Source organism: Salibaculum sp., assembly GCF_035270045.1.
Classification (GTDB): Bacteria; Pseudomonadota; Alphaproteobacteria; order Rhodobacterales; family Rhodobacteraceae; genus Salibaculum.
The window spans coordinates 43,707-66,350 of sequence record NZ_DATFIP010000031.1; the positions used below are offsets into that span (position 1 = coordinate 43,707).

General features: G+C 65.0%; 24 protein-coding genes, 1 tRNA gene and 1 pseudogene. 15 read left to right on the plus strand and 11 right to left on the minus strand.

Annotated features, from left to right (window positions below; genetic code table 11):
* The first annotated feature begins 46 nt into the window (after nt 1–46).
* Nucleotides 47–1,882, plus strand: coding sequence for a DNA mismatch repair endonuclease MutL (mutL, locus tag VJ897_RS05135; RefSeq protein WP_414706678.1), 1,836 nt, complete (start codon nt 47–49; stop codon nt 1,880–1,882).
* On the plus strand, nt 1,879–3,057 hold the full coding sequence (locus VJ897_RS05140) for a DNA recombination protein RmuC (protein ID WP_324053867.1): 1,179 nt from the start codon (nt 1,879–1,881) through the stop codon (nt 3,055–3,057). The genes mutL and VJ897_RS05140 overlap by 4 nt, the downstream gene beginning before the upstream one ends.
* Before the next feature lie 442 nt (nt 3,058–3,499).
* On the opposite strand, the gene VJ897_RS05145 is transcribed toward VJ897_RS05140, so the two are convergent.
* Both VJ897_RS05145 and VJ897_RS05150 read right to left on the minus strand, forming a co-directional pair.
* Nucleotides 3,500–4,165 carry a ChrR family anti-sigma-E factor gene (locus VJ897_RS05145; protein ID WP_324053869.1) on the minus strand — a complete coding sequence of 222 codons (666 nt, stop codon included), beginning with the start codon at nt 4,163–4,165 and terminating at the stop codon, nt 3,500–3,502.
* A gap of 10 nt (nt 4,166–4,175) precedes the next feature.
* A complete protein-coding gene (locus VJ897_RS05150; RefSeq protein WP_324053871.1) occupies nt 4,176–4,751 on the minus strand; it encodes a sigma-70 family RNA polymerase sigma factor in 576 nt (191 codons plus the stop codon).
* A gap of 216 nt (nt 4,752–4,967) precedes the next feature.
* Here VJ897_RS05150 and VJ897_RS05155 point away from each other — a divergent pair, with 216 nt between their 5' ends.
* From VJ897_RS05155 to VJ897_RS05180, 6 genes are all read left to right on the plus strand, one after another.
* The gene (locus VJ897_RS05155; protein ID WP_324053873.1) at nt 4,968–6,263 is read left to right on the plus strand and encodes an NAD(P)/FAD-dependent oxidoreductase; all 1,296 of its coding nucleotides are present in this window, start codon (nt 4,968–4,970) and stop codon (nt 6,261–6,263) included.
* Nucleotides 6,260–7,018, plus strand: coding sequence for a DUF1365 domain-containing protein (locus VJ897_RS05160; RefSeq protein ID WP_324053875.1), 759 nt, complete (start codon nt 6,260–6,262; stop codon nt 7,016–7,018). The genes VJ897_RS05155 and VJ897_RS05160 overlap by 4 nt, the downstream gene beginning before the upstream one ends.
* Nucleotides 7,015–8,250: an MFS transporter gene (locus VJ897_RS05165; protein WP_324053877.1), complete on the plus strand. Its 1,236-nt coding sequence runs from the start codon at nt 7,015–7,017 to the stop codon at nt 8,248–8,250. The genes VJ897_RS05160 and VJ897_RS05165 overlap by 4 nt, the downstream gene beginning before the upstream one ends.
* Complete coding sequence (locus tag VJ897_RS05170) at nt 8,247–8,825, plus strand: DUF3833 family protein (RefSeq protein WP_324053878.1); 579 nt, start codon at nt 8,247–8,249, stop codon at nt 8,823–8,825. Before VJ897_RS05165 ends, VJ897_RS05170 begins: the two co-directional genes overlap by 4 nt.
* Nucleotides 8,826–8,871: 46 nt before the next feature.
* Complete coding sequence (locus tag VJ897_RS05175) at nt 8,872–9,606, plus strand: SDR family NAD(P)-dependent oxidoreductase (RefSeq protein WP_324053880.1); 735 nt, start codon at nt 8,872–8,874, stop codon at nt 9,604–9,606.
* A gap of 82 nt (nt 9,607–9,688) precedes the next feature.
* A complete protein-coding gene (locus VJ897_RS05180) occupies nt 9,689–10,015 on the plus strand; it encodes a DUF3775 domain-containing protein (RefSeq protein ID WP_324053882.1) in 327 nt (108 codons plus the stop codon).
* On the opposite strand, the gene VJ897_RS05185 is transcribed toward VJ897_RS05180, so the two are convergent.
* Together VJ897_RS05185 and VJ897_RS05190 are read right to left on the minus strand one after the other, a co-directional pair.
* Complete coding sequence (locus tag VJ897_RS05185; protein ID WP_324053884.1) at nt 10,003–11,025, minus strand: saccharopine dehydrogenase; 1,023 nt, start codon at nt 11,023–11,025, stop codon at nt 10,003–10,005. The two genes, VJ897_RS05180 and VJ897_RS05185, sit on opposite strands and share 13 nt — an antisense overlap.
* 134 nt (nt 11,026–11,159) lie before the next feature.
* Nucleotides 11,160–11,489 carry a hypothetical protein gene (locus tag VJ897_RS05190; RefSeq protein WP_324053887.1) on the minus strand — a complete coding sequence of 110 codons (330 nt, stop codon included), beginning with the start codon at nt 11,487–11,489 and terminating at the stop codon, nt 11,160–11,162.
* Nucleotides 11,490–11,649: 160 nt separating this feature from the next.
* Here VJ897_RS05190 and VJ897_RS05195 point away from each other — a divergent pair, with 160 nt between their 5' ends.
* Together VJ897_RS05195 and VJ897_RS15240 are read left to right on the plus strand one after the other, a co-directional pair.
* Nucleotides 11,650–11,910, plus strand: a complete 261-nt coding sequence (locus tag VJ897_RS05195; RefSeq protein ID WP_324053889.1) for a hypothetical protein — start codon at nt 11,650–11,652, stop codon at nt 11,908–11,910.
* Between the two features lie 85 nt (nt 11,911–11,995).
* Nucleotides 11,996–12,349, plus strand: a pseudogene (locus VJ897_RS15240) (branched-chain amino acid ABC transporter permease); the annotation flags it as partial.
* Between the two features lie 108 nt (nt 12,350–12,457).
* On the opposite strand, the gene VJ897_RS05205 reads toward VJ897_RS15240, so the two are convergent.
* On the minus strand, nt 12,458–13,303 hold the full coding sequence (locus VJ897_RS05205) for a hypothetical protein (protein WP_324053893.1): 846 nt from the start codon (nt 13,301–13,303) through the stop codon (nt 12,458–12,460).
* Nucleotides 13,304–13,414: 111 nt separating this feature from the next.
* Here VJ897_RS05205 and VJ897_RS05210 point away from each other — a divergent pair, with 111 nt between their 5' ends.
* Nucleotides 13,415–13,720: a hypothetical protein gene (locus tag VJ897_RS05210; RefSeq protein ID WP_324053895.1), complete on the plus strand. Its 306-nt coding sequence runs from the start codon at nt 13,415–13,417 to the stop codon at nt 13,718–13,720.
* Complete coding sequence (locus VJ897_RS05215; RefSeq protein ID WP_324053897.1) at nt 13,702–15,366, plus strand: peptidoglycan-binding domain-containing protein; 1,665 nt, start codon at nt 13,702–13,704, stop codon at nt 15,364–15,366. The genes VJ897_RS05210 and VJ897_RS05215 overlap by 19 nt, the downstream gene beginning before the upstream one ends.
* A gap of 17 nt (nt 15,367–15,383) precedes the next feature.
* Here VJ897_RS05215 and VJ897_RS05220 read toward each other — a convergent pair whose 3' ends face one another.
* The 3 genes from VJ897_RS05220 to VJ897_RS05230 all read right to left on the minus strand — a co-directional run bounded on the left by VJ897_RS05220 (nt 15,384) and on the right by VJ897_RS05230 (nt 17,215).
* Nucleotides 15,384–16,589 (minus strand): DVUA0089 family protein, encoded by a 1,206-nt coding sequence (locus tag VJ897_RS05220; RefSeq protein WP_324053899.1) that lies wholly within the window; start codon nt 16,587–16,589, stop codon nt 15,384–15,386.
* Between the two features lie 349 nt (nt 16,590–16,938).
* Nucleotides 16,939–17,064: a type B 50S ribosomal protein L36 gene (ykgO, locus tag VJ897_RS05225; protein WP_010141322.1), complete on the minus strand. Its 126-nt coding sequence runs from the start codon at nt 17,062–17,064 to the stop codon at nt 16,939–16,941.
* 76 nt (nt 17,065–17,140) lie between these two features.
* Nucleotides 17,141–17,215: transfer RNA gene (locus tag VJ897_RS05230), tRNA-Val, on the minus strand.
* A 148-nt stretch (nt 17,216–17,363) separates the two neighbouring features.
* On the opposite strand from VJ897_RS05230, the gene VJ897_RS05235 reads away from it, so the two are divergent.
* The gene (locus VJ897_RS05235) at nt 17,364–18,227 is read left to right on the plus strand and encodes an N-formylglutamate amidohydrolase (protein ID WP_324053908.1); all 864 of its coding nucleotides are present in this window, start codon (nt 17,364–17,366) and stop codon (nt 18,225–18,227) included.
* Between the two features lie 4 nt (nt 18,228–18,231).
* Here the strand turns inward: VJ897_RS05235 and VJ897_RS05240 are convergent, their stop codons facing one another.
* Together VJ897_RS05240 and VJ897_RS05245 are read right to left on the minus strand one after the other, a co-directional pair.
* The gene (locus tag VJ897_RS05240; RefSeq protein WP_324053910.1) at nt 18,232–19,167 is read right to left on the minus strand and encodes a M23 family metallopeptidase; all 936 of its coding nucleotides are present in this window, start codon (nt 19,165–19,167) and stop codon (nt 18,232–18,234) included.
* A gap of 69 nt (nt 19,168–19,236) precedes the next feature.
* Complete coding sequence (locus VJ897_RS05245; protein ID WP_324053912.1) at nt 19,237–20,490, minus strand: DNA polymerase IV; 1,254 nt, start codon at nt 20,488–20,490, stop codon at nt 19,237–19,239.
* A gap of 160 nt (nt 20,491–20,650) precedes the next feature.
* Between VJ897_RS05245 and VJ897_RS05250 the strand changes: the two genes are divergently transcribed.
* Nucleotides 20,651–21,544 (plus strand): SPFH domain-containing protein, encoded by an 894-nt coding sequence (locus VJ897_RS05250; RefSeq protein ID WP_324053915.1) that lies wholly within the window; start codon nt 20,651–20,653, stop codon nt 21,542–21,544.
* A complete protein-coding gene (locus VJ897_RS05255) occupies nt 21,544–21,819 on the plus strand; it encodes an NfeD family protein (protein WP_324053917.1) in 276 nt (91 codons plus the stop codon). Before VJ897_RS05250 ends, VJ897_RS05255 begins: the two co-directional genes overlap by 1 nt.
* On the opposite strand, the gene pyrF is transcribed toward VJ897_RS05255, so the two are convergent.
* Nucleotides 21,809–22,531, minus strand: a complete 723-nt coding sequence (gene pyrF, locus VJ897_RS05260) for an orotidine-5'-phosphate decarboxylase (RefSeq protein WP_324053919.1) — start codon at nt 22,529–22,531, stop codon at nt 21,809–21,811. The two genes, VJ897_RS05255 and pyrF, sit on opposite strands and share 11 nt — an antisense overlap.
* Nucleotides 22,532–22,644 lie beyond the last annotated feature (113 nt).

The following is a 22,644-nucleotide window of genomic DNA, read 5'->3' on the forward strand; positions in this document are numbered from 1 at the left end:
GATTTGCCCTGTCAGAATCGGCGCCCACCATGCTATCTCTTGCGGTATGGCCGTATTGGACCGCAATATGAGCGACGATCATCCCGTGATCCGTCAACTTGACGAGGCCGCGATCAATCGGATCGCGGCGGGCGAAGTCGTGGAACGGCCCGCCTCGGCGGTCAAGGAGCTGGTCGAGAACGCGCTGGATGCGCAGGCCAGCCGGGTCGAGATCGAGATTGCCGATGGGGGCAAGACCCTGATCCGCGTCAGCGACGACGGCACCGGTATGTCCGAAACCGATCTGCCGCTGGCCCTGGCCCGGCACGCGACCTCCAAGATCGACGGTGCGGACCTTTTGAACATCCACTCCTTCGGATTCCGGGGCGAGGCCCTGCCCTCGCTGGGGGCTGTGGGCCGGCTGACGATCCGCAGCCGCGCGGCCGGCCAAACGGGGGCCGAGCTTTCAGTGACAGGCGGTGTGGCCGAACAGCTCCGCCCTGCGGCGCTGACTGGTGGCACGGTCGTCGAGCTGCGCGATCTGTTCTTCGCCACGCCCGCGCGGCTGAAATTCCTTCGCACCGACCGGGCAGAGATGCAGGCGATAACGGACGTGGTCAAACGGCTGGCCATGGCCGAATCGCATGTCAGTTTCGTCCTGCGCGACGTCTCGGGCGGCAAGGGTCGCGTCACCTTCCGGGCCGATGCACAGACGGGCGATCTTTTCGGGGCGCTCAAGGGCCGTCTGCGCCAGGTGCTGGGCAAGGATTTCACCGAGAACGCGATCCCGATCGAGGCCGAGCGCGACGGCGTTCTACTGACCGGTTTCGCCGCCCTGCCGACCTACTCGCGCGGCTCTGCGGTGCAGCAGTTCCTGTTCGTCAACGGCCGCCCGGTGCGTGACAAGCTTCTGATCGGGGCGCTTCGGGCCGCCTACATGGACACGCTGTCGCGCGACCGGCACCCGGCGGCGTGTTTGTTCATAGAAGTTGACCCGACCCGTGTGGACGTGAATGTGCATCCGGCAAAATCCGAGGTGCGGTTCCGCGACCCGGGCACGGTGCGAGGCCTGATCGTCTCGGCCCTGCGCCATGCCCTGGCCGAGTCCGGGCACCGGTCGTCCTCGACCGTGGCCGGGGCCACGCTGGGCGCCTTTCGCCCCGAGCCGGGGGCAACGCGCGTTTACCAGATGGATCGCCCTTCGATGGCCGTGCGCTCGGCCAGCTACGAGGCCCAGTCGCCGGGGTTCGCCGAGATGGCACAGGATTATTCGGCGCGGGTCGAACCAGCGGTCGAACACGACGACGGTCGGCGGCTGGAACAGCATCCCCTTGGGGCCGCCCGCGCACAGGTGCACGAGAATTACATCGTCGCCCAGACCGAGACCGGCATGGTCCTTGTGGATCAGCACGCCGCCCACGAGCGGCTGGTTTACGAAAGGCTCAAGCGCCAGATGGCGGACACCGGCGTAGCGGCCCAGGCCTTGCTGATCCCCGAGGTCGTCGAGATGTCCGAGGCCGACGCGCAACTCCTGTTAGGCCACGCCGGGGCCTTTGGGCGGTTCGGTTTGACGCTGGAACCCTTCGGTGGCGGGGCCGTGGCCGTGCGCGAGACCCCCGCGCTGTTGGGCGAGGTGAACTGCAAAGCGCTGCTTCGCGATATCCTCGATGAATTGGCCGACGAGGGCAGCAGCGACCTCGTGCAGTCGAAACTCGAAGCGATCCTGTCGCGGGTCGCCTGCCATGGCTCGATCCGCTCCGGGCGCCGGATGCAGGCCGATGAGATGAACGCCTTGCTGCGCGAGATGGAAGGAACGCCGCTGTCGGGGCAGTGCAACCACGGGCGGCCCACCTATGTGGAACTGAGCTTGGCCGATATCGAAAGGCTCTTCGGGCGCTCATGATCCGGATCGGTGAAAACAGCTATGTCCTGAGCGACCCCGCGGTGATGCTTGCCATCGCGGGCGTCGTGGTCGTGCTGCTGGTGCTCTTGCTGCTTATCGCGGCGGTGCGGCGCACCGGCCAGGCGGCCCGGACCACCGCTGACCTCGCCGCCCAGATGGGCGGGGTCAACGCCCGAGTGCAGTGGCTGTCCGATGGCCAGCAACAGCTTTTCGGCGGTCTGAACTCGGTTTCCGAGACGCAGGCGGCGCAGCAACAAAAGACGTTGAACCTTATGGAACAACGGCTGGCCGCGGTGACCGAGGCGATGAACCAGAACCTGTCGACCTCCGCCCGAAACACCGCGCAATCTCTGGGCGAATTGCAGCAACGCCTTCGGACGATCGACAAGGCGCAGGAAAACATCACCAAGCTGTCGGGCGACGTCCTGTCATTGCAGGACATCCTGTCGAACAAGCAGACGCGCGGGGCCTTCGGGGAAATCCAGCTGACCGATATCGTTGGCAAGGCGCTGCCCTCGGACAGCTACGCGCTTCAGGCGACGCTGTCGAACGGCAAGCGCGCCGACTGCCTTGTCCACCTGCCCAACCCGCCGGGGCCCATCGCCATCGACAGCAAGTTCCCGCTGGAGGCCTACGAGGCGCTGCGCCGTGCGGGCACGGACCGCGAGGTGAACGAGGCCGGCAGGGCCCTGCGCGTCGCGGTGAAGAAACATATAAGGGATATTTCCGAGCGTTATATAATCGACGGGGAAACCGCCGACGGTGCGCTCATGTTCCTGCCCTCCGAGGCGGTCTACGCCGAACTGCACGCAAATTTCCCAGAGGTCGTGCGCGAGGGCTTTGCCGCGCGGGTCTGGATCGTCTCGCCGACTACCTGCATGGCCACGTTGAATACCATGCGCGCGATCCTCAAGGACGCGCGGATGCGTGAACAGGCGGGGGCGATCCGCAAGACGCTTGGCCAGTTGCATCGCGACGTGGAACTCGTGGTCGAACGGGTGGACAAGCTGAACACACATTTCGGACAGGCCCGCAAGGACCTGGACGAGATCAACACAGCCGCCGAGCGTGCCGGCAAGCGGGCTGGCCGGCTGCACAATTTCGATTTCGAGGAGATCGCGCCCGAGGATCGTGCGGCCCCCGATGTCCTGCCCCTGACCCGACCGAAGCCCTGACCTGGCCCCGATTGCCGCGGCTGACTAGCCTTGGTTCAGATTGACGGCGCAGGAGTCATGAGATGTGGGGACGACCACTCATTGCGGCCCTGGCCCTGACGACGGGCTGCATGTAGACCGAAGTCGGAAACCCGGAAGACCCCATTTCTGTCGCGCACATGCTTGCGCCGTGCCAGGAAATACTCGTGTTCTTCCGGTCCGGTGTGGATGAACCGCCGGCATCTGCACAGATCGTGTCCTGCGAGACGGCCAGCGGCCTGTGTCTGGGCGGCATGGACGCACCTGCACCGATCCGAACCACCGATGCAGTATATGCGATGGCGTAGGACAAAACCGCCGTCACCCTCGCGTCGGATGGCAGTGGGACATGGGACCCGGCATCGGGTCCGCGGATCGGGATAAATTGGATGGCGCAGGCGCGCTGAGCCGCCCTCGGCGGCTCTCAGATACGCAGGAAGGGCTGCGCCAGCTTCGGCAGCATGCTGTTGAATTTCAGCGGCGCATCGGTGGCGGCCAGACATATGCAATCAATACCGTCTTCGGCAACGGGCTGGTGGTCCAGATCCTCGTTGGCGACCTCGATGTCGCCCGTGCCGAACCGGTCTGTCTCGTCGCGGAAGGCCCCCTGAAGCACCAGCGTCAATTCGGTGCCTGCATGGCCATGATCGGGTACGGCGCACCCCGCCGGGATGTGCAGCAGCCGCACGGATGCATTGGCCGATGTCGGCAGGATCGCCTGCCGCACGCCACCACCGACGCGGCGCCATTTCACCGCATCAAGGTCGCCGCCGACATAGTCGCGGATGGGCTGCGGCAGCACGCCCGGATCAGCATGGGTCCTCGCTGCGTGGACGTCGGCATCAGGCGCGGGAGGCTCCCCGGCAATGGCGGCAAGCGTGCGCGTCAGGCTGTCGGGGTCCATCTTCGCGGTCCCTCCCATCGCGACGACTTCGCCGCCGACAGCGTCAAACTCTGTTAGCCGAGCACGGCAGTCGTCGCAGAGCGACACATGCGCGGCCACGACGACGTTGAAGGCCTCGGGCAGGATACCCGCGGAATAGCCCATCAACAGGGCGTCGGTCAGGTGGTGATTGATCTCGTGCTTCATTGTCTCAACCCTACTTCATCTGGCGGCGCAGGCGGTCCAGCGCCAGCCGTATCCTTGATTTTATGGTCCCCAGCGGCAGGCCGGTCCGCTCGGCGATTTCGCTGTGCGACAGTTCGCCATAATATGCCTTGAGGATGAGGTCCCTCTGCTTGTCGGGCAGGTCCGCAAGGGCCTTGCCCAGTTTTTGTGTCTCCTGCTGGAGAACCAATACATCGTCCTGTTCCGGCTCGGCCTCCGGACCCCATGGAAGGTCCTCCGGCTCGGGCCGACGCTCCTTTCGCAGAATGTCGATCTTGCGGTTCCGTGCCACCGTGAAGATCCAGGTCGAAACACTGGCCTTGGCCGGATCGAACATGTGAGCCTTGCGCCAGAGTGTGGTCATGACCTCCTGCGTGCATTCCTCGGCAAGCTCCGGGCTTGCCCCCGATTTCATCAGGAACGCCTTCACCCTTGGGGCGAAATGCCCGAACAGCTCGGCGAAGGCCGCCTGATCCTGCCGGTCCCGTATCGCCTTCACGTGGGCCACCCAAGCCATGCGGTCCGCCGATGGCGGCTTTTTCGTTCCTGACTGTGTCACCTCGACCATTGCCCCTCTTGCTCGCATTGCCTGCGCTGCAGCATAAGGGTCTGCGCGCCGGTTCGCATCCGCATTCGTAAGGGTGCCAGGCTCGGTAAACATGAAAGAGTTACGCGCGGGTCAGGCACTCGGATCAAAAAGTATTCACCCGGTTTCGCGCGGTTTTTCAATCCATGTCACACGGGTTGCCGTAACACCCCTGACCAACAAACGGATGGAGACCAGATGCCCACTCAGCCAGGCGCGAGCCGACAGTCGAGGATTGCCGTGATCGGTGCCGGGATATCCGGCATGGGAGCCGCGCACGAGTTGGCCCGTGACCACCAAGTGGTTCTTTTCGAGGCCGAACCGCGTCTGGGTGGCCACGCCCGCACGCGCATGGCGGGGCCGCGGGGCGACCAGCCGGTGGATACCGGGTTCATCGTCTTCAACTACGCCAACTACCCGCACCTGGCAGCGCTTTTCGACAAGCTTGACGTGCCGGTAATCAAGTCCGACATGAGTTTCGGCGCTTCGGTCGACGGCGGCCGTGTCGAATACGGGCTGAAATCGCTTCCGGCACTCTTTGCCCAGCGGCGCAATGCACTGCGTCCGTCATTTCTGCGAATGTGCCGCGATGTCATGCGCTTCAATGCGCGCGGCCTGGATCTGTCCGGCGATTCGGACCTGACCGTGGGCGGCCTGCTTGACCGCCTTGGTTCCGGGGCCTGGTTTCGCGATTATTACATCCTGCCACTGTCCGGCGCGATCTGGTCGACACCCAAGGAAAAGATCCTCGATTTCCCGGCCCATGCCATGATGACCTTTTTCAAGAACCACGCGTTGCTGGGCGTCCACGGCCAGCACCAGTGGTACACGGTCGAGGGCGGCAGCCAAGAATATGTCAGCCGCCTGGGACATTCCTTGGCTCAACGGGGCGTGGCGCTGCGGCTGGGCTGTCCGGTCGATGCCGTGCGTCGGACGGCCAGCGGCGTCGAGATCAAGACCGATGGCGCCGAATGGGAAGCCTTCGACGAGGTCATCTTTGCCAGCCACTCCGACCAGTCCTTCCGGATGCTGGCCGACCCGACGTCGGCCGAGCGGGCCAGCCTGGGCAATTTTCGCTATCAGCCGAACACGGTCCTGCTCCACTCCGACGCTTCCGTCATGCCGCGCCGCCGGGCCGTATGGTCGTCGTGGAACTATACCGAGGCGGCCGACAAGGGCACCGAGAAGATCGACCTGACCTACTGGATGAACTCGTTGCAAAGCTGGTTGGAAGAGCCGCTTTTCGTGACGCTCAATTCCACCCGCCAGATCCGAGAAGACCTGATCTGGGACGAGGTGACGCTGCACCACCCGGTCTATGACCTGTCTGCACTCGAGGCGCAGCGCGGCTGCGCCCGGATCAACGGCGATAACAACACCTGGTTCTGTGGGGCGTGGATGAAGGATGGTTTTCACGAGGATGGTCTGTCTTCTGCTATGGACGTGGTCGAGGGTATCCGGGCCAAGGCCACGGCGCGTCTGGCGGCCCAGTGACACGGGTCGAGCACATATCCGGAGAGACATGGCATGGTCGCAAGGGGCAGGTGACGAATGCCTTTTCCTATTCCATCGACTACGTGTTGGCCGATGCCGAGGACAATGCGCCTTCCCGCCCCGCATTGTTTGCGCGAAACCGGCGCGGTCTTATGTCCCTGCAGGACCGGGATCATGGTGGCCCGCCCCACAATGGCCGCGGCGCCGCCTGGGTACGCGACGTGCTGCGCGAACACGGTCTGGCCCAGCCCGACCGGATCGAGCTGCTGGCGCAGCCGCGCGTTCTGGGCCATGTCTTCAATCCGGTCAGCTTCTGGCTTTGCCGCGACAGCGGGAGCGCGCTGACCTGTGTGATCGCCGAGGTGAGCAATACCTTCGGCGACCGCCATTCCTACCTGTGCCACCACGCTGACCAGCGCGCAATCCGGCCCGACGACACGCTTGAGGCGCGCAAGGTCTTTCATGTCTCGCCGTTCCAGGACATCGGCGGTGGGTACCGGTTCAATTTCAAGATCGCCGACGAGCGGATCGCGATCCGTATCGACTTTTCCGATGGTGAGAACGGGCTCGTGGCCACGCTGGCGGGGCCGCGACGATCGCTGACCAATCGCGCGATATTGCGGTCCCTGTTGCGCCGTCCGCTCGGGTCGCGCCGGGTTCTGGCGCTGATCCACTGGCAGGCGCTGAAGCTCTGGTGGAAAGGGGCGGGTTATCGCCTGCGCCCCGAGCCGCCCGCCGACGAGGTCAGCCGATGAGGGCCACCGCCCAGCGCCTGCCTGCCTATGCAGGCTTTGCTGCCGTGCTTTCGGGCGCGGGGCTGCCGATCTACATCTACGCGCCGAAATTTTACGCCGACAACTACGGGGTCAGCCTGGCGCTGCTGGGCGCGGTGCTGTTCGGATTGCGGCTGTTCGACGTGGTCCAGGACCCGGTGCTGGGCTGGGTCAGCGAACGCCTGCGCAGGTTGCGGCCGGGCGCAGCGACGCTGGGCGCCGCGCTGCTCGCGCTCTCGATGCTGGGCCTTTTCGCCGTGGCCCCGCCCATCGCGCCGATCTGGTGGTTCGGGCTGACCATCACCGGACTGTTTACCGCCTTCAGTTTCCTGACAATTACCTTCTACGCGCAAGGCGTGGCCAAGGCCGATGCCCTGACCGGTGGCCATGTGCAGCTGGCCGCCTGGCGCGAAACCGGCGCGCTGCTGGGCATATGCTTGGCGGCTGTCGCGCCCACGCTTCTGACCGGGCGCGTGATCGCGCCCTATGCCATCTTCGCGTGGGGGTTTGCCGTTGTTGCGGGGTTTGCGGCGCTGGCCATGCTGCCGGAATGGTCTTCGCGCGGTCATGCAACCCCGCCCGCGCGCATCGGCACGATACTGCAGGACCGCATCGCGCGCCGCCTTCTGATTCTTGCGCTGGTCAATGCCGCGCCCCTCGCGGTGTCCTCGACGCTGTTCCTGTTCTTCGTCGAAAGCCGGCTTTCCGCGCCCGGCTGGGAGGGGCCTCTTTTGGTGCTGTTCTTCCTTGCCGCTGCCGCGTCGGCCCCGATCTGGGGCGCGCTGGCGCGCCGGTTCGGGGCTCGGCCGGTGCTGCTGGCGGCGATGGCGCTGGCGGTCATATCTTTCGGTTTCACCCTGATGCTGGGCGCGGGGGATACCGTGCCCTTCGCGCTGATCTGCATTGCATCCGGGGCCACCATCGGCGCGGACCTCACGCTGCTGCCGGCCATGTTTGCGCGCCGAATGGCGGCCATCGCGCCCAATGCGGGGCAAGGGTTCGGCCTGTGGTCACTGGTCAGCAAATTCACATTGGCGCTGGCCGCCGCCGTGCTGCTGCCCCTGCTGGAATGGACCGGTTTTCGGGCTGGGTCCGAGGCACAGCCCGAGGCGGCCCTGACAATGCTAACGGTGCTTTATGCGCTTGTGCCGTCGCTTCTGAAACTTGTGGCAATCGCGCTTCTGGCTGCCACGCAACTGGAGGAAAAACCATGACAGTGACCTACATCCTTCTGGGGATGGCGGTGGTCGTCGCGCTGATCATCCTCAAGACCCGGTATGCGGATTTCACCGCCCAAAGCCCAGAGGACTATTCCGACGGCCCTGTTTTCAACATCCAGACAGTGTTGAACGGGCCGCTGGCCTGCGAGGGTGTGATCTATGGCCCCACAGGGCGTGTCGCCTCGCGTTTCGTGGCCCGGTTCGAGGGCAGTTGGGAAGGCAATGTCGGCACCCTGCGGGAAGTTTTCGACTATGACAGCGGCACTCGCCAGGAACGCCAATGGTCCCTGCGTCTGGGCAATGATGGCCGGATCCTGGCGACGGCGCCCGACGTGATCGGCACAGGCGAGGGGGTGCAGAACGGGTCGGCCGTGCGGTTGAAATACCGTATCAAACTGACCGAGGATGCCGGTGGCCACGAATTGGACACTGTGGACTGGATGTACCTTTTGCCAAATGGGACGATCATGAATCGCAGCCAGTTCCGAAAATTCGGGATCAAGGTGGCCGAGCTTGTCGCAACCATGCGCCCGATACGCGGCGATGGCGAGATGACACCGGGCGAGTGATGCCAGATGTAAGAGACGGGCGCAGGTCCGCGCGGAAGGAGTAATCGTGAGAGAGTTTGCAGGAAAACGCTACTGGGTGGTCGGCGCCAGCGAGGGACTGGGCCGGGCCGTGGCCCATCACCTCAGCCGTGCGGGGGCCGAACTGATCCTGTCTGCGCGCTCCGCCGACAGCCTCGAGACCCTGGCCGGTGAGTTGTCCGGCAAGGCCCATGTGCAGCCCATGGACATCGGCGACGACGCGAGTGTTAGGAAGGCGGGCGAAGCCGTGGGCGAGGTCGACGGGCTGGTCCTGCTGGCCGGCGTCTACTGGCCCTTTGCCGCGCAGGACTGGAACGCCGAACAGGCCACGGCCATGGCCAACGTCAACTTCACCGGCTTCGTGAGGGTGCTGGGGCAGGTCGTGCCGGGCATGGTCGAACGGGACGCGGGTCATATCGTCATCACGTCGTCGCTGACCGGGTTCCGTGGGCTGCCTGGGTCTATCGGTTACACGGCCTCCAAGGCGGGCACGATGAGCCTGGCCGAATGCATGCACGCCGACCTGCGACGCACCGGCGTGGATGTTCAGGTGGTCAATCCCGGCTTCATCCGCACCCGGCTGACTGACAAGAACGATTTTCACATGCCTTTCATCATGGACCCCGAGGCGGCCGCGTTGGAGGTCATCGAACACATGCACACCGATGCCTTCAAGCGCAGCTTTCCGACGGTGTTTTCCTGGGTCTTCCGGTTGTCGCAATTCCTTCCGGACTGGGCCTATTATCGGATCTTCGGGCGCTGAGCTTGTCCTGGATCAAGGTGACGTGCCACTCTGCCGGGCAAAGTCATCACGCGAACGGGACAGCAAGCTGCGGGAGGTTTCGATGCTGAACATCACTGTCGACAAGGTCGCCGAGGTCATCATCCTCGCGCGGGAACTGGACCGGGCCGAGGCCGAATTCGATGCCTTCGTGAGCGGCTTGACCGAAGAGGAACAGTCCAGTCTTGTCGCGATCATGTGGATCGGGCGCGGGTCTTACGAGGCCGAGGAACTGGCCGAGGCGACGCGGCATGCCACGGCCGAGGCCAGCACGCCGACTCAAACCTACCTCAAGGGGTCGCCGCATCTTGCCGATCACCTGGAAAACGGGCTCGATGCGCTGGGCATATCGGCCAGTGCCGAGGAGGACGCGCTCTATCAGGAGCGATAGCCGCGAAACTTTTCTGCAGCGCGGGACCAGACGCCCTCGTCCAATCGGTCGAGTCTCTTCAGGTGCGGCAAAAGCTGCATGGCGAAATCCTTGGATGACTCTTCCGGCAGCAGCGAGGGCAGGTTGTCTATGGCCATCACGTCCAGGGGTGGGGTGTCGTGGACGCGCCGGGTGGGAGCCTGCCAACTTGTGACGTGGTCGTAGACGGGAACCGGATTGAAGGTGCTGTTCGGGTCGCAAGCGATGTCACCGATCACCCTCAACGTCCGGGGCTTGGTCCCCGCATCGCGCGGCACGAAAACAGGCACGCCGGGCGCGGCAAGGATGCAGTTCAGGAATACGTCGTGCGACAGCACCTCGGGGAAGGGGCCGCCATTGGCGGTTTCGGAGATGTCCCATGCCGTGACCCGCGCCCCGACGGATGCGCAGAGCGCCGCCGCGCCCTGTCCGACTCGCCCCAGTGCACCGATGATCAGCACGCGCGGCGCGCGGCACGTAAGCAGGTTCCGCAGGTCTTCGGCCATGACCTCGGCAGAGGTGCAGATATCGACAGGCCCGGTCTGCCCGGCCCAGGCACGGAGCGAAAGCGCTGCTCCGGCATAGCCCGCCCAGTGGCCGAAGGCCGCAATACGGCGCCCTGTGTCGTCAACGAGATACTCCAGATCCAGAAGTGTGCCGCCCCCGGCGCGGAACCGGTCCAGCAGGACCTGCCCCTCGGGTTGACCCTTGAAGGCGTGCCCGAACATGATGTGCCGGTGGCGCAGCGGCATGTCGTCCGCGGGCAGTTCCTTGAGGCCGAGGATGATCGCGTCCACCGGTGCCTTGGTCCAGGTGCCGGGGCGCGCGATACGACACCCGGCGGCGGCATAGTCGGCGGTAGGGACGATCCGTGTCGGGCTGTCTTCGACCGTGACGGTCCAGCCCCGCGCGACAAGTGCCGCCGCCCCATCTGGCAACAGCCCGGCGCGACGTTCGTTCGGGCGCGTCTCGGCCCGCATCCAGATATGCATGTCATGTCTCCTCGATCAGGCCCGGTTCCGGATACAGCCTGCCACCGCAAAGGCAAGCCTGCAGGCGATACCAGATCAAATGAACGATCGTTCAAGACTATTGGGCTCTGGCCTGACGCCGACGCGATCTTCTTTCACATGGGCAACGGCGGGCTGGCCTCTTCAGCGAAAAACTGGACATGGTTGCCAGGCTGGTCGCCGCGCTGCTGGTGATTATTGCGCCTATGTTGATCAGCAAGTACGCCGTGAAAAGTCGCGCCATGCAACCAGCAGGCGGCGTCGTCGGTGGGCGTCTCGCTCGACTTCTTCCGGGGGCTGGTCTGGCCGTTCGCGGGCTTGGTCGAAGGTGCCGCGGGCCTCATGCGGGAGGCGGTATCGAGCGTGCAGCGCTCGTTGTCGCTGACAGCGCCCAAAGTCTTGCCGGTGCCGATGCCGGGCGGCTTCACCTCGATCCCCGACGCCATTATGGTGAGGCGGCCGAGGAACTGTCAGAATTCCTGATCGGCACGCCCTGCGTGGGTGGGGCGACGAAAACCGGGTCGCCTAAGTGATGGCGCTCATCCTCCTCGTGTTCCGGCCACCCGGCCTGTCCGGCGAGAAAAACATAGAAAGGGTATAGCTACCATGGCCAAGCTGATCGCGATCCTCAACGTCATCGCCTGGTCGGGCTTCTGGGCTTTCGGCTACCTGGCGATCTCTGCCGATCCCGGCAACACCAGCCGCATGGTGATCGCCACCATTCTGGCCTTCGTCGGCGCCGCCGCCGGGGCGCTGACCTATTTCTGGCTCGCTCGCCACGCCGAAGCGATAGGATATGCGCCGAGGCACCAGCGCAAGCTGCCAAAGAATACCGATCCAGAAGACGAAACCGATGCTCTGCCGTAAGGCGGGTGATTTCCAGACCTCCCACCGGACGAACAACCAGTCCTTTCCCGTCCGGTTGTGCCGCCAACGTTACTACCCGGTGCGGGTAGGCAAGTTGTTCGGCCTTCCAAGCTTGCGGATCAAGGGTGTCAACCTGACGGCGGCGACGCAGGTCTTTCTTGCCCGGCTCTTCGACAGGGGCGCATGGTTCGACAACCACTCGGCCTCGGGGCAGGTCAACGCTTCTGACCGGGTCGGATTCGGCATTCAGGTCACGGGCGCCGAGACGGCGGGCGGTGGCCAACTATAGGATTTTACTTGTAATCCTGACCGGCGCGCGCTGATCGCGCGGACCCTGATGCGCTGGATGCCGAGGCGCCAATGGATGGCCATCCGCCACATGCCCATCGCCGCCGAGATTATCGGCGTGCCCCCGCTGCAGGCCAAGCTGACTGCCTTCGGCTGATCATCCTGTTTCAATCGGCCGTACCACGCGCAACTCACCCGCCGCGGCGCGATCCTCGATGCATGGACCGCCTTCCAGCCGGGCGAGGTGGCCTGACGCTCGTCAGGCGACCTGGGCTCCGGATTTCATCTCGGCGATGCGCGCCAGGGCCTCTGCCCGGGTGTTGCGGATGTTGGGCCGGAACCCGCCGCTTTCGGCGCGCAGTCGAATGTCGGCTTCGGTTTCGGAGTCGGGTGCATAGCGCACCGACCCGAGCGAGAAGCGTTCGTTCAGGTCCTTGCCGCGGGCGGCAAACTTCACCCAGGCGGGCGACTGGATACGGGTGTTTTCGTAGTTGATGAGGAAATACCACCGTCCCCCAGCCCGGCGCAGTGCCTGTTCCAACCAGTCGTAGATGTCGTTGACATCGCGCGAATGTTCGAAGCTGACCCCCGACAGGTCAATGTCGAAGATACGCGTCGTCTCGTCGAAGGACAATCGCCGCATGAACCGGCCGCGCTCGTGGTTGGGGTGATGGTGGATGCGTTCGCGCCGCCTTGACGGTAGCCTGGACAGATGCGCCAGCGCTGCCGCGCGGTCTGCAAACAGGTTTGGACTTTCGCGGTCCGTGCCCTTGTCGCGGGCGATGCGAGCCCGGGTTTCGGGCGTGGTGTCATAACGCAGCGTGCCCATGGAATGGGCCTGGTTCAGATCACGACCCCGGCGGGTGAAGGCGAACCACGCGGACTCGTCCACGCGGTAATCCGTGACGTTGTCGAGAAAGAACCACAGCGGTTCCCCGGTTTCCTGCAGCCGTTCCTCGATCCGGTCGAACAGCGCGTTCACGTCCTTGGATGTGTGGAAATACAGACCGGAAAGGTCGATCTCGACCGTCTGGCGCCCCTCGTGCACCGTGATCCTGGGGTCGATCTCGTCGAGGGAGAAATTTTGCGTATAGGGTCCTGACATGCGCCTCTCTCTTGCGTGCTGTCCGAGACATGCGAAGATGCTCCGGCGAGGCCGATAGCCCAGAACGCCCGTGTTATTGAATGACACGGATCAAATCCGCAGGAATGACGCATGACCTTCTTTGATGCACTGGAAGCCCGTGATGCGGGTCAGCGGGCCGCCGACATCGCCCGGGGCCCTCTGCGCACCGGGTCATGGCCGACCGCGCGGGCGACGCTGACGCGATGCCGGTGCAGGTTGACCCCCCCGGGCGCCGATGCCGACGCCATCGACACCATGGTGCACGATGTTTTGAAACTGAACGGCACGGTCCAGGTTTGCACCCTTGGCAGCCTGTCGCGTGACAGGCTGGTGGTCGAGGATCACCGCAGCTACGATACCTCAGGAAAGGACACGCCATGCGCCGCCTTCTGCTGACAACCGCCTTTATCGCCGCGCCGTTTCTGGCGCAGGCCGAGGATGCGTCGCTGATCCTCGGGATCGAACGCTACGAGCGGCTGGACCGGGTGAGCCGGGCCGACGACATGCTCAACGCGCAGGAGGGGCTTCGGGCATTGGGCTTCGCGGTGCAGGCCCGGGCCAACCCGCGCGGCGGGGTCGCCCATGATCTGGCCGCCGCCTTTGCAGAGGATGCCGATGCGGCCAAGCGTCTGGTCGTCGCACTTGCGGGGCATTTCGTGACCGATGGGAGCCGCAGCTGGCTACTGACCGCCGAAGCACAAGAGCCGACGCTGTTCGGCATGGGTGATCAGGCGTTGTCGGTGGATAGCCTGTTGCAGGTGCTGGCCGCACGGCCCGGGCAGGCCATCCTGCTGCTGGCGCCCGGCGATGCACGTGATCTGGACACGGCCGGGCCGGTGCTGCGTGCCGGGTTTGGCGCGCTGGACATTCCGCAGGGGGTCACGGTGCTGCGTGGCGATCCCTCCGACATCGCCGACTTCATGGAAACGGATCTTGTCGAACCGGGTGCCGACCTTGCCGCGGCCATCGGGGGCCGCTCGGATTTGGTGGCGCACGGCTTCCTAATGCCGGGCTGGTCGCTTATACCGGCAGCGGTCGAGACGTCCCCCGAAGATCCTGCCGATACCCCCGATGACGACCGCCTGACCGCAGAGGCCGCGGCCTGGGATGCGGCAGAGGCGGACGACAACGTGGAAGGCTACCGTCGTTATATCCGGGCATATCCTGATGGAAGGTTCGTGGACCTTGCCGAAGAACGGATCAGAGCCATCCTTGACGAACCCAACCGCGATGCCCGGCTGGCCGAAGAGGCGCTGTCGCTTTCGGTCAGTGCGCGCCGGGCGGTGCAGGGTGATCTGACCGTGCTTGGCTACAATACCCGCGGCATCGATGGCATCTTCGGGCCGGGCACCCGACAGGCCGTCACCAACTGGCAGCAATCCAACGGGTATCCGCAGACCAGTTACCTGACCCGGGGCCAGATCAACCGCCTGGACGCCCAGGCCGAGCGCCGCCGCGCCGAGAATGCCGCCGAGGAGGACCGCGCGCGGGCCGAACGCGAGCGCCTGGACCGGGAATACTGGTCCGAAACCGGCGCGCTGGGCGACGAGGCAGGTTATCGCGCCTACCTGAACCGGTATCCCGAGGGGCTGTTCGCGGACGTGGCCGGGCGCAGACTGGAGGCCATCGAGGCCGAGCGCGCGGAGGATGCCGAGTTGGCCGACCGTTCGGCCTGGGGCATCGCCGCCGCCGAGGACACGCTCGCCGCCTACGAGGATTACCTTGCTGCCTGGCCCGACGGCGTCTTTGCCGAGGAGGCCCGCGACCGCATCGCACGGATGGAGGGTCCCTCGGTCTCGGACGACCAGGTTGCCACGGCCCGCGCGCAGGAAGAACGCCTGCAACTGAGCGGCGTGCGCGCGCAACTGCTGGAACTGCGGCTGCGTGACCTGGGCCTTTCGCCGGGTCCGCTGGACGGTGTCATCGACGAACGCACCCGTCGGGCCCTGCGCAGCTACCAGGAGGGACAGGGCATCCCACCCACGGGTTATGTCGACCAGGCAACGCTGGTGCGCCTCATGGCCGGGGTCACGGGGCGCTAAGGCGCGCTGTCCCGGCCCTATTCGGGCCGGGCCGGGACGTAGCGTTCAAACAGCAACCGGATGACGCCCTGCATGCTGTCGTCAAGCTGGCGCACGGCAACAAGGTAGGTGCCCGGCTGCACCCTAGTGGCCAGCATGGAATCGAGCGAGCCCCCCGAATCGTCGTTGTGCCCAACCTGCCGGCCCAGATCGTCGAAGAGGGTCAAGACAGGGTCGCCCTGGCCCTGGGCAATCGCCTCGATCAGCAGCAGCCCGCTCTCGGGGATGTCCAAGGCATACCAGGCAGCCTCCTCATCCACGTTGGCATCCGTGCGCTGGCGGGTCTGCACCGGCCCCAGATCGGTCACCGGGTAGGAGCCGTCCAGCGGCGGGGCGGCTTCGGCGCGGGAATAGAGGGACCGCATGACTTCTTCGGGATCATATTCGCTGACGGTGGTCACGATGGGCAAGGTGGTGTCCCCCAGCGCGTCCAGCGCAAGGCAGTATTGCCCGGCGGGCAGCGGTTCTGCCATGTCGATCCGGCTGTTCAGACCATCGAAATCATCGTTCTCGGCAAGCCAGTCGCCCCGCGCGTCATAGAGGGTCAGAACCGGGTCGGCGTTCTGGTTCTCGGCCGTCAGGGACAGCGCGGTGGGCTGATCCAGCGTCAAGCTGTAGTAGGGTGTGGTTTCGACCGGGGCCGAAAGTGGCGCGCCCAGAGTGATCGGAGCGGCTGCTGCAAGATCGCAGCTGGCGCGCGGGGCGACGGGTGTGGGGCCCAGCCCCTCGGTCAGGGGCGGGTGTTCGGGCCGTCCGACCCTGACAAAGCCGGTCAGTGGCGAACCGTCGAAGCTGCGCAGCGCGACGCAATATGTGCCGGGAACGAGGGCGAGTTCGGCACGGCTATCGCTATTGCCGCCCGAATCGTCGTCCGAGGCCACGGTGATGCCCGACCCGTCGTAGAGGTCGAAGACGGTGTCCCCCGTCCCGCGAGAGGCGGCCTCGATGCGGACCGTGCCCGGGTCAGACACCGAGAAGAGCGCGATGTATTCGTCGCGAAGCAGCACCAGTGCCATTTGCTCCAGGTAGTTCGGTGCGCGAGAGATATCCGATCCCGCGGCATCGCCGCCGATCCATTGCCCGTTTTCCCCGATCCCGCCGCAAAGATCGGCTTGCTGGGCGATGGCGCCTGTGGCCGACAGGCCGAGCGCCCCGGCGGCAAGACTGAGCGTGAAACGGGACATGGCCTGATCCTCTTGCAGGTTTGGAAGTTGCTGCCAGCCTAGTCCGGGTCCCTTCGACAGGACTAGGGGAAACCGGCCATATCTTCAGTGTGACCGCCTGAAATTGTCCGGCGGGCAGGGCAAATGCATGGTCCAGCCGGCACGGACCATTGCGCCAGCCCGGGGAGGGGTCCAGTGGCTCCGGCGCTGCGCGCGTTTCGGTTGGGGGATGGGGGGTGTCTTGCGGGTCACGCCGCCCGTGTTTCCGGTTCGGCATGACGAATTGAAGACAGCACTCCGAGACGCATGGCCACGAAGTAAAAGGCCGCGTCCCGGGGGCGCGGCCTTGTATATCCAATTGTGGTCGGATTCAGCCTTGGCGGGCCTTGAACCGACGCTGGGTCTTGTTGATGACGTAGACCCGGCCCTTGCGGCGCACGACGCGGCAATCGCGATGACGCTGCTTGAGCGAGCGGAGGGAATTGCGAACCTTCATGGCGCTTAATCCTTCTGTCGCGGCGCGGCGATGCGCCTTGGGTTGCATTCTGCGCCCGATCGGGCGCGGTGATCCATGGTGGGCGATACTAGGTTCGAACTAGTGACCCCTTCGATGTCAACGAAGTGCTCTACCGCTGAGCTAATCGCCCTTGCCGTCAGCCATTCGCATGTCCCGTAACAAAACAGGACGCGGGCGAACCGCGTCGGGTAGCGCGGTCTATATAAAGAGTCGGAACGGGGATCAAGGGCTTTTGGCAAATCGCGGAAACAGGTTAGACTGATGGTTCAGGAGTGCACATGACCGACCAAGCCTTCACCCTTTCGCGGCCCCGTCCGCGCAGCACAGCGACCGTATTTGCCTCGCCCCACAGTGGGCGAGACTACCCGGTGGCCTTCATGCGCGCGACCTCTCTGAATGAAGCGCAGGTGCGCTCTTCCGAGGATGCTTTTGTCGATGATCTCTTTGCGGCGGCGGTGGATCACGGCGCGCCGCTGCTTGCCGCGCGTGCGCCGCGGGCCTTCCTGGATCTCAACCGCGGTGCCGACGAGTTGGATCCGGCGGTGATCAGCGGTCTGGGGCGCGGGGCGCATAACCCGCGCATCGCTTCGGGGCTGGGGGTGATCCCGCGCGTCGTGTCCAACGGGCGTCCGATTTATCGCGGCAAGATAGGCCTGGCCGAGGCGCATGGCCGAATCCGTGACCACTGGCGCCCCTACCATGACCAGTTGCAGGCGCTGATGGATGAATCCCTCAATGCCTTCGGCGAGGCGATCCTGATCGATTGCCATTCCATGCCGCACGAGGCGTTGGAAAGCACCGGACCCCTTGGCGGCGCGCGACCCGACGTTGTGTTGGGCGATCGTTTCGGTGCATCGGCCGCGCCCGAGGTGGTGGATCGGGTCGAAGCGGCCTTTGCCCAGGCCGGGTTCAGGGTGGCGCGCAACATGCCCTTTGCCGGGGCCTATATCTGCCAGCACTATGGCCGGCCTGCGCGGCAGCGCCACGCGGTGCAGATCGAGATCGACCGCGCGCTCTACATGGACGAGGCGACGATCCGGGCCAGTGCCGATTACGACGCGGTCAAGTCGGCCCTCAACGTGGTCATTGGACAGTTGGCAGATATCGGGCGGTCGCCGGAGATGCCGATGGCGGCGGAATAGCAGGTCACTCGACGACGAAGCGTTCATTGCGGGTCAGCACCTCCCCCTCGATGGTGAAGAAGACTGGGTCGCCGCCAAGGGGTGCAGCCGCGGGTCTGCCGTGCTGCACATGGATGTGTAGATGCGGGGTCGAGCTGTTGCCCGAATTGCCGACTCTCCCCACTTGCTGCCCACGCGTGACCGTTCCGCCTGTTTCGACAGAGACCGAGCCCGGGATCATGTGCGCGAGCAGCACAAAGAGCTCGGTTCCGTCGCAACGGATCATGACGTGGTTCCCTTCCAGCCGGCTGCGGTCCATCTCGGGAACCGGCATGTCGGGCATTCCGTCATGGACCTGTGCGACGGTCCCGGCGCAGGGCGCAAGGATCTGCCTTCCGTGGATCGCGTATGCCGCCGGATCGACGGGCGCGACGCCAGGGGCGTAGAATCCAAGGGCATCGGTACCCACAATGTCGACTGCGAAGCTTTGGCCGCGGTAGGGATTGCCCGCTTCATTGGTCACGAAATGTGCATTGAGGGCCTCCGACGGGCCGCCGCTGACCACGAGATACCGGCCCGGCCCGAGGGGTTGGGCAAGGTCTATCACCACCTCCGGCGGGGTGCGCAGGGTTATCCCGGGCCAGCTTGCCACGCTGAACACGACCACCAGAACGGCGCCGATCCCGCCCTCGATCCATCTGCCGGGTCCGGCGCCCGGGCGTGGCCCGCGCCAGGCCCGGTAGACCGTCGCCAGACCCACAAGCAGCATATAAAGGTAAGGCGCCCACCAAGGCGGGAACAGCCAGACCATCGAAAGCATGGAAAACAGCAAGAAGATCACGATCGCGAGCGCGCGCAGCCACAGCCCGCCACGGGACAGGTGAGGCAGGAAAGCGTGCAGCGCCACCAGGACCAGCGGCAACGCGACGCCGAAGAGCAACATGAGGGCCTTTGGTGTCATCAGGTCTTTCCTTTGGTTGCGGGCGCATCCTCGCAGGGCCGGATTTCGCCTGTCGAACCCCGCCCTCGCCTACCGTAGCGCGCGGCCTTTCACTATGGCGTCGGTGCCGAACCGGTTCTTGATCCGGTCCAGTGCGCGTTCGGCCTCGGCCCGGCGAGTGGCGCCGGGGTCCAGAAGGTCGCCCTCGCGGTCGGCGTCGGTAGCTGCGTTGAGTTCCGAAAGGCCAACACCCAGCAGGCGAAACGGCCCCTGGTCCGTGGCGCCCTCGAACAGGTGCCGCGCCGTGCGGTAGATCGTGTCGGCGAGTTGCGTGTGCTGGTGCAGGCTCTGGCGGCGGGTCAGGCCCTTGTGGTCGGCGCGCTTGAGCTTGAGCGTCACGACGCGCCCTGCCTTGCCCTTTGCCTTGGCCCGGGCGCTGACCTTTTCGGCCATGCGCCATATGTGGCCATCAAGGATGTCCGGGTCCGCGGTGTCCTTGGCGAACGTGGTTTCGTTGGACAGGCTTTTCACCGGGCTGTGGGCGGTGATGCGGCGGGCATCCTGTCCGCGCGCGAGGTGCCAGAGCCTGTCGCCTGTTCCGCCAAAGCGGTGCTGCAGGTCGCGCAGGTCCCAGCGCAGAAGGTCGTCGAAGGTGCGAATGCCCGCACGTTCAAGCCTGTCCTGTGCCGCCGGGCCGATGCCCCAGATCAGGCGCACCGGTTGCGGTCTCAGGAATTCCGCAGTCTCGCCCCTGCCGATCACCGAAAAGCCCCGCGGCTTGTCCAGGTCGCTGGCCACCTTGGCCAGGAACTTGTTATGCGAGAGGCCGATGGAGCCGGTGATTCCGATCTCGTCCTTCATGCGCTTGGCCAAGCGGGCCAACATCACCGCGGGCGGATGGCCGTGCAATCTTGCGGTGCCGGTCAGGTCCATGAAGGCCTCGTCCAGCGAAAGCGGCTCGACCACCGGGGTCAACTCGTCCATGAGGGCGCGAACCTGGCGGCTGACCTCGACGTAGCGGGTCATCCGGCCGCGCACCACGATGGCCTCGGGGCACAGTTGCAGCGCCTTGAACATCGGCATGGCCGACTTCACACCCTTGATACGGGCGACGTAGCAAGCGGTGCTGACCACCCCGCGCCGCCCGCCACCGATGATGACTGGCTTGCCCTGAAGCTCGGGATTGTCGCGCTTTTCCACGCTCGCATAGAAAGCATCGCAATCCATGTGCGCGATGGTCAGGTCGAACAGCTCAGGGTGAGAGAGCACGCGCGGCGACCGACATGCCGGGCACCGGGCGCCGGTTTCGAAGTCGTGCAGGCAGTCGCGACAAAGGCTGGACATGGAGAAAGAATACAAGCCATGCGCCGCCGCGTCAGCCGAATTCGGCGTCTCGGCGCAGCCGCATCATCGGCAAAAAATCCGTCTCGGCGGCTAAATTGTCCTAAAATTTTCGGAAGAACCCGTTTAATCCGGCACCAGGGAAAGTTCACGAGGTCGAGCCATGGATACAGAGCAGATGATAAACGACTACCTGGGCGGCAACGTCGTCCTTTTGCTGCTGGCGGTTTTCGTCGTCATCTGCGTCCTGGTCGGTGTCAAGATTGTCCCCCAGTCCGAGAAATTCGTTGTCGAGCGTTTCGGCCGGTTGCGGGCCGTGCTGGGGCCGGGGATCAACTTTATCGTGCCTTTCCTCGATCGGGTCGCGCACCGGATTTCGATCCTTGAGCGGCAATTGCCCACCATGAACCAGGACGCGATCACCGCCGACAACGTGCTGGTCCAGGTCGAGACGAGCGTCTTTTATCGCATCATCGAGCCCGAAAAGACGGTCTACCGCATTCGGGACATCGACGGCGCGATCCAGACCACCGTGGCCGGGATCGTGCGCTCGGAGATCGGCAAGATCGAGCTGGACCAGGTGCAAACGAACCGTGGCTCGCTGATCGAAGCGATCAAGATGCAACTTGCTCACCAAGTGGACGATTGGGGCATCGAAGTGACCCGGACCGAGATTCTGGACGTCAACCTGGATGCTCAGACACGGGCAGCGATGCTGCAGCAGCTCAATGCCGAGCGTGCGCGTCGCGCCCAGGTGACCGAGGCCGAGGGCCGCAAGCGCGCGGTCGAATTGCAGGCAGATGCCGAGCTTTACAGCGCCGAACAGGCCGCCAAGGCACGCCGCGTGCAGGCCGATGCCGAAGCCTATGCCACCCAGGTCGTGGCCGAGGCCATAGCCGAGAACGGGCTGGAGGCGGCGCAATACCAGGTTGCGCTCAAGCAGGTCGAGGCGCTCAACGGCATGGCCGCAGGGCAGGGCACCAGCACCATCGTACTGCCCGCCGACGCCATCGAGGCCTTCGGAAACGCCTTCAACATGCTCAAGGGGAAAGGCTGATGGAGGACTGGGTCAACCTTTGGTGGGTCTGGATGGCGGCTGCCATCGCCCTGGCCATCCTCGAAGTGATTGCGCCGGGCTATATTTTCCTGGGCTTTGCCATCGGTGCCTTGTTCATGGGGGCGGTTGTCGGGTTGGGCCTGGCCGGGTTCAGCCTGCCTTGGGCGCTGGTGGTATTTGCCGTTCTGTCGCTCGTGGCCTTCGTGGCGTTGCGGCGGCTCTTCGGCATCCGCAACGGCCAGGTCAAGTATTGGGATCGCGATATCAACGATTGAGCTGCACGCGCATCTCGTCGGTGATGGCGCGGGCCGCGGTGCGAGGATCGGCGGCCTGCCAGACCGGACGGCCCACCACCACGTGATCGGCGCCGTTGGCGATGGCCTGCGCCGGTGTGGTCACGCGCTTCTGGTCGCCGAGATCGGCGCCCGCCGGGCGCACGCCGGGTGTGACGATCAGCTTGCCGGCCGCCTCGGGCAGGGCTCGGATCAGGGCGGCCTCTTGCGGGCTCGCGATGACGCCATCGGCCCCGTTTGACAGGGCGATGCCGGCGCGTTCCTGCACGAGGTCGGTCAGGGTGCCGGCCTTGATGCAGCTGGCGTCCAGGTCGCCGCGGTCCAGCGAGGTCAGGATCGTTACGGCAAGGATCTTCATGTCGCTGCTGCCCCGACCTTCGGCGGCGGCGCGCACCACATGCGGGTCGCCATGCACGGTCAGGAAATCCAGGTCGAACTGAGACAGGCCACGCACCGCGGCTTCGACCGTGGCGCCGATGTCGAACAGTTTCATGTCGAGGAAGATGCGCTTGCCATGTTCGTCCTTTAGTTCGTTGGCCAGAGCGAGTCCGCCGCCAGTCAGCATGCCCAGGCCGATCTTGTAGAAGTTCACCGCGTCGCCCAGGGTCCGCGCCAGTTCGAGCCCCTGCAATGCGTCGGGCACGTCCATGGCAACGATCAGACGATCATCGGTGTGGGTGGTGATATTGCTCATGACGGGATCCCTTTCTGGTTGCGCCTGCAGGTGCCTCTTGGCCGGGTAAAGGTCAAGCCGGAACCGGGACGCTGCGGGGCGGACGCTCTTTCCCGAGGTGCCATAACTTGAAA